Consider the following 17930-nt stretch of genomic DNA (forward strand, 5'->3'; position numbering starts at 1 on the left):
TTCATTATTACTTTTAGGCTGTAGGAAATCATCATGGCGAAGGCATTAAAAATCGAGTCAGGGCGTTACCTAAATATGGATCATGTTGTGACGTTCTCGCTTGCGAATGATTTCATTGAAATTACCGCGGCAATTGAGACTTTTACATCGATTCATATTGGTATTGAAGGCAAAACTGATTACGCCGACTACTTCGTTTCAATCCAAGACTTCCACCGCATTAAGCGTGAATTGTGTGATTACATGGGCATTGACGCCCCTTCGCTATTAGTTGACTAATCACTCAAAAATGACAATAAGATTACAGAGGCAGTATGCAATGCTGCAACTTGTAGTCTACGTTTTAACAACCACTGGCTAGGGTGAGCAACAATACGGCGGCGAAGATCGTCCGTTCACCAAATACAATAAGGGACGTTATGTCTGACAAATACATTGCAATGATCCAAGACTTTTTTCAGGTGTTTGAAGCCCTGAATCAACATGTCTTGGACTCCCACGGTGAATTGGCAACGTGGGAGACCCAATTGGTAAGGCTTGATATTAACCAAGGTGATAAAGAAAAGTCGTATGACGTGGCGCAGATTGCCGGCATGCTTAACTTTTCTGAAGATGCAGTAAAATCATTCTTAGTGATATACAGCTTCTTAAGTAACAATCTTTATGATCTCATTGGTAATCGTGAATACGAAGATTGGGGGACGGACGGCGATAGCCTACAAGTTGAGTACTCTGATCTTACTATTGAATCATTTTATGCCGATCAAATTGCGCCACTGATGGAGCGAAGAGTGTACTTCGAGTGGACATTTGATGCGTTACAACGGTCGTATGATGAAATGATGGCGATTAGCCACGGTAGAATAGCTTAGTGAGCTTAACGGCTGGTTAAACAATTAAGTTAAGACAAAAACAAAAGCCGCTCGTTTTAGCGGCTTTTGTTTTTAGGGCTTTCAAGTATTTCTGTTTCCTCTTCTTACAACTCTTGAATTAAAATCTATTGGCTTATCACGTATTGTGATGATGAGCGATTTACTTGTTAGAAGAACAAACATGAAAAAGACAATCTCAATAATGGTATTGGCAGTGGCGCTGGCTGGCTGTGATGACGCAAGCAAAGCCATTGACCAAGCACAAGAAGCAGCAAACAAAGCGATTGATACGGTTCAAGAGCAGATGGAATCGGTAGAAGATGCATTCAATCTCGATCAGTTTGGTGATGCTGCTGAATCTGCAGAACAGTTAGCTGCATCTGTAGAGGAAGCGATGAATGTGGATTTCAGTGATCCACAAGCCTTGATTGAAGCAAAAGAGCATATTGCCAACGCATACGCTTGTTTGGTGGAAGCGTCTTCAGAGTCGACGGTGGATAAGGTGATGGATAAAGTAATGTCATCGATCGGTAGTGAAGAAACCAAATCTTTGATTGAAGAAGGCATCGAAAAAGCGCAAACCGCCAAAGAGTGTGTGATGTAATCGAACCGGAAAATGAAATACCCATGGCATGTGTCGTGGGTATTTTCCTTTTGCCAGCTATTCGAGCCTATCTTCTTCGTCCTGCATCTTGAAGTCACTTGGGTATACAAACTTTATTTCTACATTTTTACTTTTATTGGGCTGTGAACTTTCGTTTTATATGCACTTTTATTCGGATGAAAACAGTTCACAACAGGATGATATCCTGCCATCAGAAGTGAAAACTTAAGTTTTGTCGATTTTGTCGTATTTATTATCCAGATGAATACTAAAAAATCCTGTAACGCAAATATCTCCACAAAATCATAGCCTTACATTTGAGGCGATAGCTTCTTACCACTTATACGTGCTTCATGGTTGTTTTCACCCAGAAAATTTTACTCATTGTAAATGATAATAATTTGCAATAGCGTTCGCGAAATATTCATGTTTTGTGGACGAACTATGTTGGCGGTAAAGAAAACGACGTTCTCAACACTCTTGGTGTTACTTGTCTCTATTTATTCCTCTTTTGCCTTTGCGATTGACTATGACAGTGCGGTCAACGACATTGCGCAGCGCTTAGATAAAGCATCTCAGCTTTATGAACAAGGCGATAAAGACCAAGCAAAAACAACAGTACAAATGGCGTATTTCGAGGTGTTTGAAAGCCTAGAAGGTCCGGTACGGATTAATTACTCGCAGCAATACGCGTATCAATTAGAGGCGAAGTTTGGTGACATTCGCAAGTTAATCGTTGCGGGAAAACCAGTTGATGAAGTGGATACGGAAATCAATTGGTTGAAAAAAGAAATTCTGGGTCTGCCGGAGATCTTGGCGTCAGGTCACCAACTTAAAGCTGAAAACACCAATCTACATACCGAGGATATCTTGCCGTTTTGGCGTGAAGCGGTCACAAGCATCGACACCCAGCTCAATGCGGCTTTGACTGAATATCGTGAATCTGGCGAACAACCAGAAAGCGCAGCAGAAAAACAACAGCGTGCATTCGATTTAGTGCAACAAGCGCAGTTCAAAGGGTACAAAAATACCGAGCTGGAAATCGCTATTCGGTTACATCGATCTGCAGAGCGTTCGGCAGAATACAACGCGGCGTTCCGCTCTATTGCCAAAATCACCAAGCAACCTTTTAATCAACAAAACCTGATCCGATTTGGGTATGAGTTGTCGACCTTGGTTCAAGGATTGAAAGACGAATTACCGGGTCTGCCAGCGACACGCGATTTCCAAGTTCCTGATACTGCGAAGAACGCCGATACAGCAGTTGCTGCACGTGATTGGAACCCTGTCGTCAGCGATATCATGACTGCGATTGATGGCGCTATTGATAGCTATAAACATGGTGACAAAACGGCGGCTATTCTTGCGGTACAAGATGCTTACTTCGATCATTTTGAAGCATCAGGTATGGAAAATGCGGTGGGGTCGAGAGACAGCGCATTCAAATCAGAACTTGAAGGCTACTTCACCCGTATTGTCAGTATGCTAAAGGCAAATCAAGCTCAGGCTGATATTGACCAGCAAGTGCAAAAGCTAAAAGTAGGCTTGATGGATGCAGCAGGCAATCTATCTGAAGGCAACTTGAGTTGGTGGGCGATGTTGATCGCGAGCTTCACCATTATTTTCCGTGAAGGATTGGAGGCGCTGCTTATCGTTGCCGCCATTACCGCTTACCTGATCAAAAACGATGCCTCTGACAAGCTACATGTTGTCAAAAATTCGGTCGTTGTTGGTCTGATTGCCAGTGCGATCACCGCGGTATTGTTCCAGTGGCTATTTGAAAACTCTGGCGCAAGTCGAGAGCTGCTTGAAGGCATCACCATGTTGATTGCTGTTGTCGTGCTGTTCTCTATGAGTTACTGGCTGCTTTCCAAAGTTGAAGCCGCTCAATGGAAGCGCTACCTCGAAAGCAAACTTGCCACGTCGATCACCACAGGTTCTCTCTTTGGTTTATGGCTGGCGAGCTTCCTAGCGGTTTACCGTGAAGGTGCAGAGACGGTCTTGTTCTACTTTGCTTTGGCAGCCGATACCAACTCTCAAACCATGGTCGCCCTGATTGCTGGATTCGCTATTGGCGTGCTACTGCTCGCGGTGATCTTCTTTGTCATGCGCTATAGCGTGGTCAAGCTCCCTCTGAAACCTTTCTTCATCTTTACTGGCGGATTCATGTATCTGATGGCGTTTGTCTTTGCGGGTAAAGGTGTCCTAGAGCTGATTGAAGGCAAGTTATTCCAACCGACATTAATTTCAGGCGCGCCAGAGTTTGCTCCGTTGGGCATTTACCCATACATGGAAACTTTGCTGCCTCAACTGGCGCTTATCGTGGCAGCAGTCTTTGCGCTTATCGTAATGAAAGCAAGAAGTAAGCGAGATCTTGCTCAGCAAGCTCGTTGTTAAACATGAAAAAATCTTTGTAAAATCAAGTAAGTAAAGGACATTACTATGTTGAATAAAAAACTCATCGCTACCGCAGTGGCTGCTTCAGCTCTATCAGGCATGGCTATGGCAAATGATCTACCTTTCGTTGAGCACCCAGCTGGTGAACCTCTTGAAATGAATGGTATGGAGATTGCTGCTGTTTACCTTAAGCCCGTTACGATGGAGCCTCAAGGTATGATGCGTGCAGCTTCTAAATCGGAAGTGCACTTAGAGGCAGACATCCATGCTCTTGCTGGTAACAAAAACGGCTTTGGTGCGGGTGAGTGGATCCCTTACCTAACCATTAACTACACGTTGAAAAACGTCGATACCGGTAAAGTGCAAGAGGGGACCTTCATGCCGATGGTGGCAGCAGATGGTCCTCACTACGGCTCAAACATCAACATGTTAGGTGTGGGTAACTACGAGCTTACATTCCACATCGATCCACCGTCAAAAGCGGGTTTGCTACGTCATACGGATGAAGAAACTGGCGTTGGTCGTTGGTTCAAACCATTTGATGCTCAATACAAGTTTAAGTACGTAGGCATTAAGTAACCTTCCTTGCGTAACAACCAGGCTGCAGTTTGTGGTCTGGTTGTTCTGATTTTTTGAGTGACTTATCTGTCTGATGCACTGTGCATGAATGGTCAGTGGTAAATATGAGCTTCTATCTTTCTCACGTCTTACTCGTTTTTTTGCTCCCTGCTATGCTATTTGGTGTGCTGTGGGCTGCGCAATCTAACGCTTTGTATAAACACCAGATTGGGTGGTTTGTGCTTGCGGTGCTTTCCGGTTCTGCACTGTTTCATCTACTGCCATTTAGCCAAGTGAATGTACTTATTATTAACAGTGTTTATCTTGGCGTTATCTTCCTGTCGGTTTTACTTGGTGCCATATGGCGATTGCCTTCGGTCTTATTGGTGTGCCTGCAAAGCTTAACGGTCTTTCTATGCAGTTTTGTTTGGGCAAAAGAAGCCAAGCTCACGATGTTGAGCACAACCAACGTTATTAACACCGAGCTGATTTTAAACATCAGTTCTGTGGTTCTAGGATTTGTCTTGATTGCACTAATCAAGATCGCGGTCTCTTTGACGACCAAATCCCTATCCAAGATGGCTCGTAATGCACTTTGTTTACTGTTGTTAGTGCTGGCAGCATTGCCCCTCTCTGGCGAGATTATCTTGGCGTGCATGAAGCTAGGGATTCTTGGTCTCGATAAAGGTTTACTGTCTTACGTATCTAAAGTCACCAACTTCTCTTGGATTCTGTCTTACGCCGTACTGGCATTAGTTTCTATTTGTGTGACTGTCTTTTTCGTTACTCAAACTCGACCACTACAAGAGCAGGTGAAGCAAGCTGAATCCGCGATTGAACGACGCAAACATCAAGCGGCTTTGAATTCAGCTCAACGTAAAGTGCGTTTTAATATTGCGACTATCGCTACGATTCTGGTTGCACTGCTTTTCTGGGATCTTGTCGCTTCTCAACCGATTCGTCGTTCAGAAGCGCAACGTATTGAAGTGGCAGCCGATGGCGCTGTCCATGTCCCTATCTCTGAGCAATTAATCGATGGAAAACTGCACCGATTTGAATGGGTAGCAAGCGATGGCAAAGTGGTGCGCTTTTTCATCATTGATCGTTTTGCTGGTGAAGAGAAGTTTGGCGTTGTCTTTGATGCTTGCATGCTGTGTGGTGATGCAGGGTACGCGCAAGTTGGCGATCAAGTTGTGTGCTTGGCGTGTGGCGTACATATCTTTATTCCTTCGATTGGTAAGCCTGGTGGGTGTAACCCAATCCCTATTCCTAAATGGACCGTCGCGAATCATGAAATCGTAATTTCGAAGTCGACCCTAGAAAGCGGTCTGAAATATTTTAGTGACGTGGTGGAAGTCATGGCGACAGATCCAGTCAATGGCGAGAAGATCAGCAATATGGAGGCTGAGCACAGTTATTCATTCTCAGGAAAGACCTACTTCTTTACCTCTGAGCAATCTTATGACGCCTTCCGTGATGATCCATGGAAATACGCGGACGTTGAACCGCTAAATCCGTTAGGAGAGTAATCATGTTAATCAGAATGCTTCGTCAGTCATGGCGACATGATACCAACCGAAAATTACTCGCTGTCGTTACGGTTTTTCTCGCGGCGAGCCTAATCTCAGCGCTGCTGGCTATTTCAATCAATATCGGTAACAAGATGTCGATGGAGATGAAAAGCTATGGTGCCAACATTGAAATATCTCCTGAAGGACAAGTAAAGCTGCCAGATATTTTGGCGAAGAACGTCAACAAGTTGGAAAAAGAAGACTTACTTGCAGAGAGTGAACTGCCCAACATCATGGACATCTTTTGGCGCAATAACATTATTGGTTTTGCTCCATTTGTACGTGGGCAAGTTAAAGCGCCTGAGTTCGATAAAACCGTCAATATTATCGGTACTTTTTTTGATAAGAATCTGCCTGTTTCTGACGATGGCAAATACCGAACGGGTAATAAAACCATCTCGACGTATTGGCATGTCGATGGTCAATGGCCAGATGATGAAAAAACTCAAGCCTTGGTAGGGCAGTCATTGGCGCAAAAACTGGGTCTTAAATCTGGCGACAAGCTTGAGTTGCGCGGCATCGAAAACCGCGCATTGTCGGTAACGATAACGGGCTTACTGGAAAATGGCACGACGGATGAGAACGCAGTGTTACTGCCGCTGAACCTTGGCCAGAAACTACTGGGTTTGGAAGGACGAGTACAATCGGTAAAAGTCTCAGCATTGACGGTGCCGGAAAACGCACTATCAAAAAAAGCACGTGAAGATTTGGAATCGCTCGATTCGGATGAATATGACCTTTGGTTCTGCACGGCGTTTGTCTCCTCAATCTCTTTCCAATTAGAAGGCGCGATGAATAACGCAATGGTGAAGCCTTTGTGGCAGGTTGCCGCTTCAGAAGGCATGGTGATTCATAAGATCCAAAGCTTATTATTTGTTGTGACATTTGCCGCCTTGATCGCTTCTGCGATGGGGATCGCCTCATTAATGACCAATGCGATATTGCAGCGAGCCAAAGAGATTGGTTTGATGAAGTCTCTTGGTGCTCACAACTGGCAAGTGTATGCGTTGTTCTATTCTGAATCGATGATTTGTGGCGTGTTGGGCGGCTTACTTGGTTGCCTTGCCGGGTGGGGACTATCCAAAGTGGTTGGTTATGCACTGTTTGATTCATCCATCTCTTTTGATTGGATCATCGTTCCAGTGGTGCTGTTTATCTCGACCCTAATTACAGTGTTAGGTACTTACTTCCCTTCACGCAGAATTGCTTCTCTCTACCCAATTGAGGTGTTGTATGGCCGCAAATAAATCTTCCTCTATGCTGCTTACCTTAGTTTGGCGTTCATTGAGATTACGTGCGCAACGTGTTCTCGTGGTGTTTATGGCGTTGACGGTTGGCGCGGCAATCATTACTGCAATGGCAGGGGTCTACTTCGACATTAACCAGAAGATGAGTCATGAGCTACGAAACTACGGAGCGAACTTTTTTGTAGGACCGGACGCGACAGCGACATTAACGACAAAGCAATACCAACAGATCAAAGCTGAGGCACCTAAAGACAGTTTAATTGCTTCCAGCCCATATCTGTACGGCATGGTACAAGCCGAGCTAGAGAAAATTGTCTTAATGGGTATCGACTTTTCGCAGTTGAAAAAACTGGTTCCTTATTGGCAAGTGGAAGGTCGATGGATTGGCGTCTCTTTTGATGATCGGAATGTCATGATCGGAAAGAAACTGGCAGAGAAATTAGAACTCAAAGTTGGCTCTGACCTGACGGTCTACAACAAAAGTGACCGTTATACGTTCAAGATTAAGGGTATCATTGAGTCAGGTTCGGATGAAGATAACTACCTAATTGTAAACCTACCGTTCGTACAAAAATGGTTGAACAAAGGGGATGAAATCAATTTTGCCATGTTCAGTCTAACGAATGATAAAGGTCAGGTAGGGCAGTTTGAATCGACTTTGAAGCAGCAGTACCCAGACTTGCTTGTTCGTCCTATCCGAAAGGTGTCAGCATCGGAAGGTAAAGTACTCAATAAGATTAAGCTGTTAATGGGCATCGTCGCTTTGGTCATTTTAGTGTTGTCTACCTTATGCGTGAATACAACCATGACGTCGATGATTTCTGAGCGACGTTATGAGTTCGCACTACAAAAGTCTTTGGGCGCATCCAATCAGTCCATTACTCGTCAGATTGTTGTTGAAACTCTTGCCATTACCTTTGCTGCAGTTATTGCAGGGTTGCTAATCGGTTATGTGTTAGCGCAATTTCTTGGACACTCGGTGTTTAACGCCACCATTGATTTACGTTTCCCTGTGCTGGTTATCACTAGCTTACTTTCTTTCGCTGCGGCTTTAGTGGCTGCAACGCTTCCAACCATCAGAGCCATTCGTATCGATCCGGCTAAAGTGCTCAAAGGAGATTAACCATGTCAGATTACGCTATTAAGACCGAAGGCTTATGCAAGGTTTTTGACCAAGTTCATGCGTTGGACGACATCAATATTGAGGTCAAGAAAGGGGAGTTTGTTGCCATTATGGGCGCGTCGGGCTCAGGTAAAACGACCTTAATGAATATCCTCAGCTGTTTGGACAATCCGACCTCAGGCAAGGTGTTCCTCGATGGTGAGGAAGCGGACAGCCTAGATGAAGAAGGGCGACGAGCATTTCGAGCAGAGAAAATCGGTCTGGTCTTCCAGCAGTTTCATCTCATTCCTTATCTCACTGCTCTGGAGAACGTGATGCTTGCGCAGCATTACCATAGTGTGCCCGATGAAGAAGCAGCAAAGCGAGTGTTAGAACAAGTAGGTCTAGGGCACCGCTTTGAACACTTGCCGAGTCAGCTTTCCGGTGGTGAGCAGCAGCGTGTATGCATCGCTCGCGCGATTGTGAATGAAAGCCCGATCCTGTTTGCTGACGAACCCACTGGTAACTTGGACGAGGAGAACGAAAAAATCGTCCTCGATATTTTCCAAAAACTCCATGCACAAAACCGAACCATCATTATGGTCACCCACAACCCAAGCTTAGGTCAGTACACGGACCGAATCATCCGCCTCCAACACGGCAAGTACATCGGAGAGGAGGTGTTAGATGTGGCATAAACGCCGCTACGTGATCGCGCTGTTAGCCATGCTTGCGTTATTTGGTTGTAAAGACCAAAAAGCACAAATCGGGCAACCGAGTCCTGATATTGCTGCAATGAATGCGGCGCAACAAACGGTAAGCCTTGAAAGCTATCAAGGTAAGAAAATTGTTCTGGAATTTTGGTCTTCCACCTGCGGTGCGTGCATTGCCATGATGAAGAAATGGCAAGACGTATATGCACGTCGAAGCGATGAAGTCGCAGTGATAGCGATTAACATTGATGACTACGAGGTCGACTTAAATGAATACGCCACCAAGTATGGGTTTTCATTTCCTATGGTGAAAGATCAATTGGGCATCACTAAAGAACGTTTCTCTATTGGGGTGACACCCACAACTTACCTCATTAATCGCGATGGAAAGCTGGTGGACATGCACATCGGCTATTCAGCGAGTATGGATCTGGACAAGGTCATCTCTCAACTTTAATCATTTTAGGAATCAACCAAATGTTACTTACAAAATTCCGCCCGTTTTTGACCGCTCTGATTACTGTCTTTGCCATGATGTCTTCTGCTTGGGCGACTGAAAACTTACAAGAAAAAGTACAAATTGAATCACCAGTCATCTTTCAGTTAGCCAGCGGTGCAAAGGGAACGGGGTCGAAAATGACCATTCACAATAACTCAGATGAAGCTTTAGTCATCAATGGCTTCAAAGTGGATGAATTCGACAAGACCATGCTACACGGGACGAAGTATGAAGCGGGTAAGCGCAAAATGTTTATGGTGAAAAGCATCACTATTCCTGCACATAAAAAACTCGCGCTTACGCCAAATACACACCATTTCATGATGTTTGGTCCAAAGCGTGAATTAGAACTTGGTGAGTACCTGACGATGGTAGTAAACACCAATCAAGGTGACTTCAAAGTGATCGCGCAAGTGGTGCCTCGTAAGCTGAAATAAGGTGGCTCAATGAAAGTACGAATAGGTTTGGCGCTGGTCGCAGCAGCGTTGTTTAGTTTGAGTGGTTGTTCTGAACCCGAGCAAGCAAAGAAAGAGCCACCTAAATTGACGCAGTTGGATCAGCGTCTTACCCTCGCGGAATCGGCAGGGTTAATGGACAAGCGTATGCCGATGAAGAAATTGATGGAGCAATATGTATCGGTTGAAGCTGTCGACCTTGATAGTGGCGAATATCGCGATGCCTCCATGAGTGTAGACGAGTCATTCTCTGCATTTCCCATCGACCCAAGTAATGCAGTAAAGCTATCTTCCCGTGATGATCTTGCTGGGATTAAAATGCGTGAAAATAGGTTGCCTGTGTATTTGATTAAAGATGATAACGGGCAAGTCTCTCGAATTGTTTTGCCAATCCGTGGTGAAGGTAAGTTTGGTTTGATTTATGGATACTTAGCCCTCTATAGCGACAACTACCACATTGCGAGTCTGTCGTTTTACAAACATGGGGAGAGCGCAGGACTAGGGGCGGAGATTACCGATAACGCTAACTGGACAAAGCAGTTCAAAGACAAGCCTTTATTCGACCATGGTCATCCATCGATTCGTATCGTACAGGAAGGGCGCAATACACAAGACGCTTACTCTGTCGATGGAATCAGTGGGGCAACCTACACCAGCCAAGGCGTTGAACACGCGATTAATTTTTGGACCGGGGATCTTGGTTTCGGCGAGTTCTTACGCCAATACCGAAATTAAAAAGTTTGACTATTCATAAGGCAATTTAAACTCTGTGCTCAAGGAGAAAAGGTGATGGCACTTAGAAGAGGTCAAGTTTCAGAAGAACAACTGATGTTATTGATTCAGCTTACTAAAATTCGCTCAACAGTATTAATAAAAGCACTTCGAATGCACTTAGTCGAAGGAAAAAGCCAGCGCTTAGCCACTGAAACGGTGGGTATCAATCAGAGCTTTCTCAGCGTTCGTTTACGTAAGCTTCGAGATGTTGAGTCGACGGTTCTCAAGTTAAGGAAGTTTTATTAAGTGCCCACCACTTTTTAGTGACGCCCCTGCATTCAGCGACCATGTTACTTTTAGTCACTATAAGGCTTTGAACAACAACGGTGGCGTGAGTATACCCAAGTAACGTCGAGATGCTAGGTTCAGCGAGAATGACTTGGTTTGTAGACGCGGCGGCGATTTAAAGATCTAGTCATTCTAAATCAAGAATCGGCAACAAAGTATACAAGCCAAGGCAGCTCGCCCTTTGGGAGCGTGTCATTGACCCGATTGCTGCGTCAAACAACTTGGAAAGAGCTAGCTATTACACTGCGTTGTTTTCCTTACTCTCGAATCAATGACAGCGCTCTGAATCCTGCATCTTGAAGTCACTTGGGTATAACAGCACAGCGTAAGGGTACAACAAAAAGGGGATATGACTATCCCCTTTACTGTTTCTACTTACCCATTAGCTCTTGGGTAAAATAATCCATACAAAGCTGTTGGGCTTGTGGTTTGATACTGACCTGCTCGTTTTCTCGCAATGCTAAGTAGAGTTCAATGATCTTTTGGAATGCGGGAATAAGGGCGTCGCGTTCTGGCATTGCAACGGTCTGCTTTAACTGTTCACTAAACTTAGGCAAACGGGATTCAATCTTCCTTACACCTGAAGGGGTTAATCCTTGTTGCTGTAAAGCCAGTGGTGATATGGCAACCGAACGAAGGAAAGACAAGAACTCAGCTGCTTCAAAATACTCACCACGCGCAATTTTGGTCGCGCCATAATGGACCCAAATCCAAAAGCGGTCTTCAATCCATTGCGGATCTGGTTGAGGGTAATGGGGCTGCGAAGTGGTGAAGACTTGCGATAATTGACCATCGCGCTCCCAAAGTACTTTTGTATGATCCACGCGTACTGCTGCATCCTGCAGTGCGACAAATTTGAAATCAACGTGAATGGCATCAGGTGCGTAAATCGCGATGACCAACCTTGGTTCTCCCACGTGCTCACCAGTGAACGCCGCGACTTGTCCTTCTACCTTGTCGATAAGTGCAAAGCGTTCTGTCATCACCGATTCTACATCATCAGGGTTGATGGCGATAACCAAGTCCAAATCACTGTATTTATCCATTGAATCAGAAGCATAAGAGCCACTCGCTCCAATGCCGAGGATGCGTTGGTCGGCAGTAAATACCGCAAGAATCTTTTTTAGAAGCTGTTCATGAGCTTTAGGGAGCGTGCTTGAGAATTTCATATTTTACCTATTAATCATGGTTGATATTAGAACCATCAGGAGATGGTTAGTGCGGTAAAATTAGCGCAGCATTACAATATGGCGTTAAGTGCTAAAAGAAGCAAGAAAAACCGGCTTGGAAAAGCCGGCTAATAAATTACTTCAGTGAGTTGTGGTGCATAAATTGATCATCAATGCCTTTGAGCTTCATGTCGTCCATGATGAAATTCACCGTATTTAATAAGCGCTGTTCGCCTTTCGGGATAAGGTAACCAAATTGACCTTTGGTGAACGGGTCTTCACAGCGTGCGGCTTCTAAACGCTCATCGGTGACTTGATAGAATAGACCTTCAGGTGTCTCGGTAACCATCACATCCACTTTGCCCGTAGCGACAGCTTTCGGCACATCTAAGTTATTTTCGAAACGAGTAAAGCTAGCATCTTGCAGATTTGCATCGGCGAATTTCTCGTTGGTGCCACCGATGTTAACGCCTACACGAACGGATGCTTGGTTTACTTTATCCAACGTGTTGTATTGCTCGGCTTTGCCTTTTGCGACCAAGAAACACTTGCCAAACGTCATATAACCCTGAGTTTGTTCTGCATTCAATTGACGTTGCATCTTACGTGTAATACCGCCCATCGCGATGTCATATTTGTCTTGGTTAAGGTCTGTCAGCAGGTCTTTCCAAGTAGTACGAACCAGCTTTAGCTCTACGCCTAACTGCTCGGCAATGTGTTTCGCGACATCAATATCGTAACCAGAGTAACTTTTGCCGTCATAGTAAGAAAAGGGTTTGTAATCGCCAGTTGTACCGACACGCAATGTTCCTAATTTTTGAATGTCTTCTAGCTTGTCGGCTTGAGCGACGCCAGAAACTGCTAGTGTTACAGAAGCAAGTAATAATGCTGTTTTTTTCATTGTTGTTGTCTGATTTGTTGTGTTTGAACGAATTTTCAAACTAACAGGAACCGCAGCAAAAACAGATCAAACCAATCGAAAAAAGCGTAATTTTTCAAAAATAATTTCTTGTCTTGAAAGTGATTGCATTAGTCTCTTTATACATAAGAAGAGCAAGGTTTTTTATATGAATGGCAGGGCGTTATGAATCGGATTCATCCTAAGAAATTGCTTCGTAGTAAATGGACGGCAGCACAACCCGTAAATAAAGAAAAGCACTTTATCATTTCAGAAATGGAGTTTGATGAAGAGGGCAATGTCGTGAGGTGTGTGATTGAGGCGGTTATGACCAAGCGAGAGCGTGAATTAGATTGGCATGATCTAAAAGATACACAGCAGTGGCGACAAGGATGGAAATAAACCGTTGGAAACCCAAAAACGAGATGGAGTTAGAAAAGTGATGAATATGAGTAGGTTCGTTGTAGAGACTTTGCTATTAATGGAGTCGTCACTCTACTTATTCAAACACAAGGTAATGCCATGATCGATTTTGACAGTTCCTCGGTATTCAAGCTTAAGCCAATAGAAGTCTCTAAAGTTCGCGACGATTTTCACAAGTTCTTAATTGACGGTGAGACCGTTTTTGCTGGCTTTAAAACCGTCCGTGACCAAGTGGTGTTCACCAACAAGCGTGTTATCGCTGCTAACGTTCAGGGCATCACTGGCTCAAAAGTGGATTACACGTCGCTTCCTTATAGCAAGATAAATGCTTTCTCGATTGAGACATCAGGCACGTTCGATTTAGACTGTGAAATTGAGTTCTTTCTCAGTGAGGTTGGGCGAGTGCGCTTTGAGATAAAAGGCTCGTTCGACCTAATCTCATTCAACAAGATGATAAGCGAGTATGTGCTGGCTTAATGTGCCTCAATGACGTATCTACAGATAATCAACAAGGAAGCAGATATGCTTCCTTTTTTGTTCTTGTACTTGGGTATATTAAGAACGGGTAGATAAGTTTGCTGTTTGAATCACTGCGCTGTCGCCAAATGACAAGACAAGCGATGGTGTTTTCTTTACCTTTCGGCTTTTTGAATGATTGCGAAGGGAAGAAAATGACGGTTGTATTTGAGGGCGTTCCTCTCGTTCGAACAGAGTGGGTTCACGATCTGGCAGCGCTTTTCGACAACAGTAATATCGATGTGCATCAGCTTATTAAAGTAAGCAAAGCCCCTGAAGACATTCAAATGTCAGACGTTGAGTTTTTGCCCGAAACCATACTTAGAAATCTGCTTTTAGCGTTCGGAGAGTCTTGCCCCACCGACGAATTTATTCACACCATTTGGACCTTGTGTCGCGATTTGTATGTGCCCAAAGTGTTAGCACAGTTAGCCCTTACGCCGACAATGACGGTCGCTGAAGCCATTGAGGTATTCTGTCATTCGATGCGCCGATATTCGAACAATACACGCCTTGGCTTGGAGCAATACCACGATCGCATATGGTTTGCGAGGTACAAAGATGGGGAAAACCAACCTTGGTATCAATATGCTGAGATGTTTAGTCTCATTTTTATGGATGAACTGGTTGCTGCACTTGCAAACTATCGGCAGCAAACCGTAAGTGTGAGCGTGAAGAGCACCAAAATGGAACGCTTCTTTGATTGCCGGCAATTAAAGCATGTGCAGTTTTACACCAACCGAGCGGCAACGGGTATCCAGCTTGATGATGCCGTGTTAAACAAAACGATTTGTATGCCGAATAAAGGGCGATTTGATGGGAGTACCGATCTCAGTGAAGTGCCAACCTCGTTTGTTTCCTCGTTTGGTTTTGCGATTCTTCCCTATATTTCTTTTGGGCGATTTTCCATTTTGGAAGCGGCTCAAATTTTGGGTATTCATAAACGAACGTTACAGCGACGCCTGCATGATTGTGAGGTGACGTACAGCCAAGTGATGGAATCATTGCTGCTTGAGCACAGTTTATCTCTGCTCAAAAACTCCACTCTTTCTATCACGACCATTGCAGCATCCTTGGGCTATGCCGATACCGCCAATTTCACTCGTTTTATTCGTCGGAAAATAGGCATGACGCCTTCTGCTTACCGCAAAACTTGAGGTTTGGGGTGTGGCGCTAATGTGCTTTTTACTCAGGGTTATCAATTCCATCTTGTGGCACAGGATGACAATTTATATTTCTCTCAATCAATAAGATGAAGGGCATCGAAACTAAAGAGAGAGAAACGAAAATGTCCCATCGATTCCATGAGTACCGTTCACCGCTTACCCAATCCTTCGAGCACGCCGTCGAGTACTTAGAGTCATTAAATGAACGACCTGTCGACAAATGTGTGACATCCCAGGAACTGAGAAAGGCGATTGGTGGTGCGCTGCCAACTACGCCAACGGATCCATCTGCGGTGATTGATGAGATGGTTAAGAGCGTCGATGCCGGTCTGATTGCAACAGGTGGTCCTCGTTTCTTTGGTTATGCAATTGGTAGTTCTTTCCCTGCATCATTAGCGGCAGATTGGCTAGTAAGCGCGTGGGACCAAAACGTACCGTATTACGTTGCTAGCCCTGCGTTGTCAGTGGTTGAAGAGACGGCCGCTGAATGGATGACTCAACTACTCGGTTTGGCGCCTAACTCTGGCATTGGCTTTACTTCTGGCGCGCAAGAGGCAATTTACACCAGCCTTATCACTGCTCGTAATGCACTATTGCAACGTGCAGGTTGGGATGTGGCTGTTCAAGGTATGTATGGTGCGCCGCGCATTAATGTGGTTGTAAGTGATCAAATTCACTCAACGATTAAGCGTGCTCTTTCAATGATCGGTATTGGTTTAGAAAACATTGTTAAGGTACCGACAGACAACAACTTACGCATTATTCCAGACAACTTAATGGAAACGATCACCGCACTTGAAGGACCAACTTTAGTTTGTGCGCAAGCGGGCTGTATCGACTCTGGCGCTTTCGATCCTTTCCACGCGCTTGCTGACGCTGTCGCTGCGCATGGCAATGCATGGCTACACGTTGATGGTGCGATTGGTTTGTGGGCGGCTGCAAGTGCAACACATCGTTACCTTCTTGATGGTATTGAAAGAGTCGATTCCATCGATACAGATGGTCATAAGTGGTTCAACATGCCTTATGACTCGGGCATGGTCATTGTGAAGGATGCAGGTTTGCTGGCTCAAGCGATGGGAGGCAGCAATATGGGGGATTACCTGAACGATGCGATGGATAAACCCGATCGTAATGCCATTAATTTTGGCATTGGTGCTTCGCGTCGTGCACGCGGTGTACCTGTCTACGCTGCGTTTAAATCGCTTGGCAAACAGGGCATTGAAGAGCATGTTGATCGTTGTACTTCGCTTGCACAACATATGGCAGAAAGGCTTTCAACGGTAGATGGCATTACTATTTTGAATGATGTTGTGTCCAACCGTTTCTCCGCACAGTTTGGTGAAGGGGATGAGGTGTATCGTAACGAGCTGACAGCACGCGTGGTCCATCGACTACAGCAAGAAGGGACGCTTTACCCTTCTACTTCGGGTTACAAAGGGCTGAAAACTATGTTGTTCTCAGTGCTAAGTTGTCACACTTCTCTTGAAGATATCGACTTATCCGCAGAGAAGATCGTAAAAGCATATGTGCAAGAGAAGCAATGCATGGATGCTGAGTAACGTCTTCGAGCGCAAAAATTGAATATAAGCCCAGTTTTATACTGGGCTTTTTTATGTCTGCTCAATGTACTTAGGCATGCAATGACAATTAATCCTTTATGGGTTTACTTATTCTTTTTGTATCACTTATCCCATTCAATAAGGATTCAGATATGAAATCAAAACTACTTACTCTTCCCTTTGGACTCACTCTTCTCTTTGGACTAGCTATTCTCAATGGATGCTCGAGCGCTAAGCCCGTCGACAGTCACCTTGTTAGTGCCTCAGGGGTTGATACGGCATTCTTAGTCAGTAAAAAATCCAGCTTGGTCGGACAGATTGAATATTCAAAAGCCGACACAAAAAGTAGCGCTGCTCTTAATCAAACCCAAACCAATATCAAAGTTTTCAAGGATGAAGAAAATACGTTAACTCTCGCTCAGGTGAAGAGCTGCAACAACTGCAATTACCATTTAGAGCGTGGACATAAAGGCGTGTTATTCCCAATCGGAGACGCAAATCAACATACGTATATTGGTAGAAAAAAGCTCGCGAGCTTGTACTCAGAGCATCCCATTTATGTGGACAAAATTCGTGATTTTATCCGTGCCAATCCTTCGCAAGTAGAACATGAAGAAGCTTGTATTGACGTGCTTGCGGTCTATTCGAAAACAAGTCGGATTGAGGTTGGAACGATCACTGATTGTGCGACTCCGCTAAAAAGCCACGCGATTAAAAACGTACAAATGGTGCCACTCGGTTGATATTCCGTTGGCGATGTTGCGATTAAGAGGGCGAAAACTCGTGAGACAATAGCCCCGAGTTCATACCAAAAAGAAAAAATACAGGAAGAAGACAAACGCCAACAAGGTTGCAGATAACACTGGATAGATGATGTAGGAGTCATGATTGCTGGTGCGCTGGTAACAGAATGAGACCAGCAAGACGTTGTAAACAACGAGCAGCAAACTGATCATGGTACCGCTATTCAGGCTTAAACTTGATAACTGAGTAAGAAAGAATCCCAGCAATAGATAATCAAAAACGATTAGCCAAAGGAACGCTTTCTTTAGCGAATCATTGTTAGGCTTATTGGCCGCGGGTAATGGCATATCGAACTCAACTAAACAATTACTG

Annotated in this window: 21 protein-coding genes; 18 read left to right on the plus strand and 3 right to left on the minus strand. The window is 44.6% G+C overall.

Annotated features, from left to right (window positions below):
* Positions 1-33 precede the first annotated feature (33 nt).
* The 13 genes from J4N44_RS18625 (at position 34) to J4N44_RS18685 (ending at position 11038) form a co-directional block, all read left to right on the plus strand.
* Positions 34-279 carry a hypothetical protein gene (locus J4N44_RS18625; RefSeq protein WP_005445359.1) on the plus strand — a complete coding sequence of 82 codons (246 nt, stop codon included), beginning with the start codon at positions 34-36 and terminating at the stop codon, positions 277-279.
* A 140-nt stretch (positions 280-419) separates the two neighbouring features.
* Positions 420-872 carry a hypothetical protein gene (locus J4N44_RS18630; RefSeq protein WP_005445358.1) on the plus strand — a complete coding sequence of 151 codons (453 nt, stop codon included), beginning with the start codon at positions 420-422 and terminating at the stop codon, positions 870-872.
* 181 nt (positions 873-1053) lie between these two features.
* A complete protein-coding gene (locus J4N44_RS18635; RefSeq protein WP_252045577.1) occupies positions 1054-1476 on the plus strand; it encodes a hypothetical protein in 423 nt (140 codons plus the stop codon).
* Positions 1477-1902: 426 nt separating this feature from the next.
* On the plus strand, positions 1903-3873 hold the full coding sequence (locus J4N44_RS18640) for an FTR1 family iron permease (protein WP_226982142.1): 1971 nt from the start codon (positions 1903-1905) through the stop codon (positions 3871-3873).
* 45 nt (positions 3874-3918) lie between these two features.
* Entirely contained in the window at positions 3919-4452 is a 534-nt protein-coding gene (locus J4N44_RS18645; RefSeq protein WP_017188589.1) for an iron transporter, read from the plus strand.
* A 104-nt stretch (positions 4453-4556) separates the two neighbouring features.
* Positions 4557-5960 carry a Fe-S-containing protein gene (locus J4N44_RS18650; protein WP_252045578.1) on the plus strand — a complete coding sequence of 468 codons (1404 nt, stop codon included), beginning with the start codon at positions 4557-4559 and terminating at the stop codon, positions 5958-5960.
* Between the two features lie 2 nt (positions 5961-5962).
* Positions 5963-7249, plus strand: coding sequence for an ABC transporter permease (locus J4N44_RS18655; RefSeq protein WP_252045579.1), 1287 nt, complete (start codon positions 5963-5965; stop codon positions 7247-7249).
* Positions 7236-8372, plus strand: a complete 1137-nt coding sequence (locus J4N44_RS18660) for an ABC transporter permease (RefSeq protein WP_017188591.1) — start codon at positions 7236-7238, stop codon at positions 8370-8372. The genes J4N44_RS18655 and J4N44_RS18660 overlap by 14 nt, the downstream gene beginning before the upstream one ends.
* 2 nt (positions 8373-8374) lie before the next feature.
* Entirely contained in the window at positions 8375-9049 is a 675-nt protein-coding gene (locus J4N44_RS18665) for an ABC transporter ATP-binding protein (protein ID WP_017188592.1), read from the plus strand.
* Positions 9039-9521, plus strand: a complete 483-nt coding sequence (locus tag J4N44_RS18670) for a TlpA family protein disulfide reductase (protein WP_009696931.1) — start codon at positions 9039-9041, stop codon at positions 9519-9521. The genes J4N44_RS18665 and J4N44_RS18670 overlap by 11 nt, the downstream gene beginning before the upstream one ends.
* Before the next feature lie 20 nt (positions 9522-9541).
* Positions 9542-10000 carry a copper chaperone PCu(A)C gene (locus J4N44_RS18675; protein ID WP_005448646.1) on the plus strand — a complete coding sequence of 153 codons (459 nt, stop codon included), beginning with the start codon at positions 9542-9544 and terminating at the stop codon, positions 9998-10000.
* A gap of 9 nt (positions 10001-10009) precedes the next feature.
* Complete coding sequence (gene nqrC / locus J4N44_RS18680) at positions 10010-10753, plus strand: NADH:ubiquinone reductase (Na(+)-transporting) subunit C (RefSeq protein WP_009696933.1); 744 nt, start codon at positions 10010-10012, stop codon at positions 10751-10753.
* A gap of 54 nt (positions 10754-10807) precedes the next feature.
* Entirely contained in the window at positions 10808-11038 is a 231-nt protein-coding gene (locus J4N44_RS18685; protein ID WP_009699420.1) for a PapB/FocB family fimbrial expression transcriptional regulator, read from the plus strand.
* A gap of 413 nt (positions 11039-11451) precedes the next feature.
* On the opposite strand, the gene J4N44_RS18690 is transcribed toward J4N44_RS18685, so the two are convergent.
* Positions 11452-12249, minus strand: a complete 798-nt coding sequence (locus tag J4N44_RS18690) for a nucleotidyltransferase domain-containing protein (RefSeq protein WP_252045580.1) — start codon at positions 12247-12249, stop codon at positions 11452-11454.
* A 136-nt stretch (positions 12250-12385) separates the two neighbouring features.
* On the minus strand, positions 12386-13150 hold the full coding sequence (locus J4N44_RS18695; protein WP_252045581.1) for a transporter substrate-binding domain-containing protein: 765 nt from the start codon (positions 13148-13150) through the stop codon (positions 12386-12388).
* A 183-nt stretch (positions 13151-13333) separates the two neighbouring features.
* Here J4N44_RS18695 and J4N44_RS18700 point away from each other — a divergent pair, with 183 nt between their 5' ends.
* The 5 genes from J4N44_RS18700 to J4N44_RS18720 all read left to right on the plus strand — a co-directional run bounded on the left by J4N44_RS18700 (position 13334) and on the right by J4N44_RS18720 (position 17557).
* Positions 13334-13549, plus strand: a complete 216-nt coding sequence (locus J4N44_RS18700) for a TIGR02450 family Trp-rich protein (protein WP_005448652.1) — start codon at positions 13334-13336, stop codon at positions 13547-13549.
* A 120-nt stretch (positions 13550-13669) separates the two neighbouring features.
* On the plus strand, positions 13670-14047 hold the full coding sequence (locus J4N44_RS18705) for a PH domain-containing protein (RefSeq protein WP_005448655.1): 378 nt from the start codon (positions 13670-13672) through the stop codon (positions 14045-14047).
* Positions 14048-14145: 98 nt separating this feature from the next.
* Positions 14146-15243 (plus strand): helix-turn-helix domain-containing protein, encoded by a 1098-nt coding sequence (locus J4N44_RS18710; protein WP_252045582.1) that lies wholly within the window; start codon positions 14146-14148, stop codon positions 15241-15243.
* A 131-nt stretch (positions 15244-15374) separates the two neighbouring features.
* On the plus strand, positions 15375-16814 hold the full coding sequence (locus J4N44_RS18715) for a pyridoxal phosphate-dependent decarboxylase family protein (protein ID WP_252045583.1): 1440 nt from the start codon (positions 15375-15377) through the stop codon (positions 16812-16814).
* 152 nt (positions 16815-16966) lie between these two features.
* Positions 16967-17557, plus strand: a complete 591-nt coding sequence (locus J4N44_RS18720; protein WP_050935423.1) for a hypothetical protein — start codon at positions 16967-16969, stop codon at positions 17555-17557.
* Positions 17558-17617: 60 nt separating this feature from the next.
* Here J4N44_RS18720 and J4N44_RS18725 read toward each other — a convergent pair whose 3' ends face one another.
* Complete coding sequence (locus J4N44_RS18725; protein ID WP_005448663.1) at positions 17618-17905, minus strand: hypothetical protein; 288 nt, start codon at positions 17903-17905, stop codon at positions 17618-17620.
* Positions 17906-17930 lie beyond the last annotated feature (25 nt).

The sequence above is a fragment of the Vibrio sp. SCSIO 43155 genome (genome assembly GCF_023716605.1).
Classification (GTDB): domain Bacteria; phylum Pseudomonadota; class Gammaproteobacteria; order Enterobacterales; family Vibrionaceae; genus Vibrio; species Vibrio harveyi.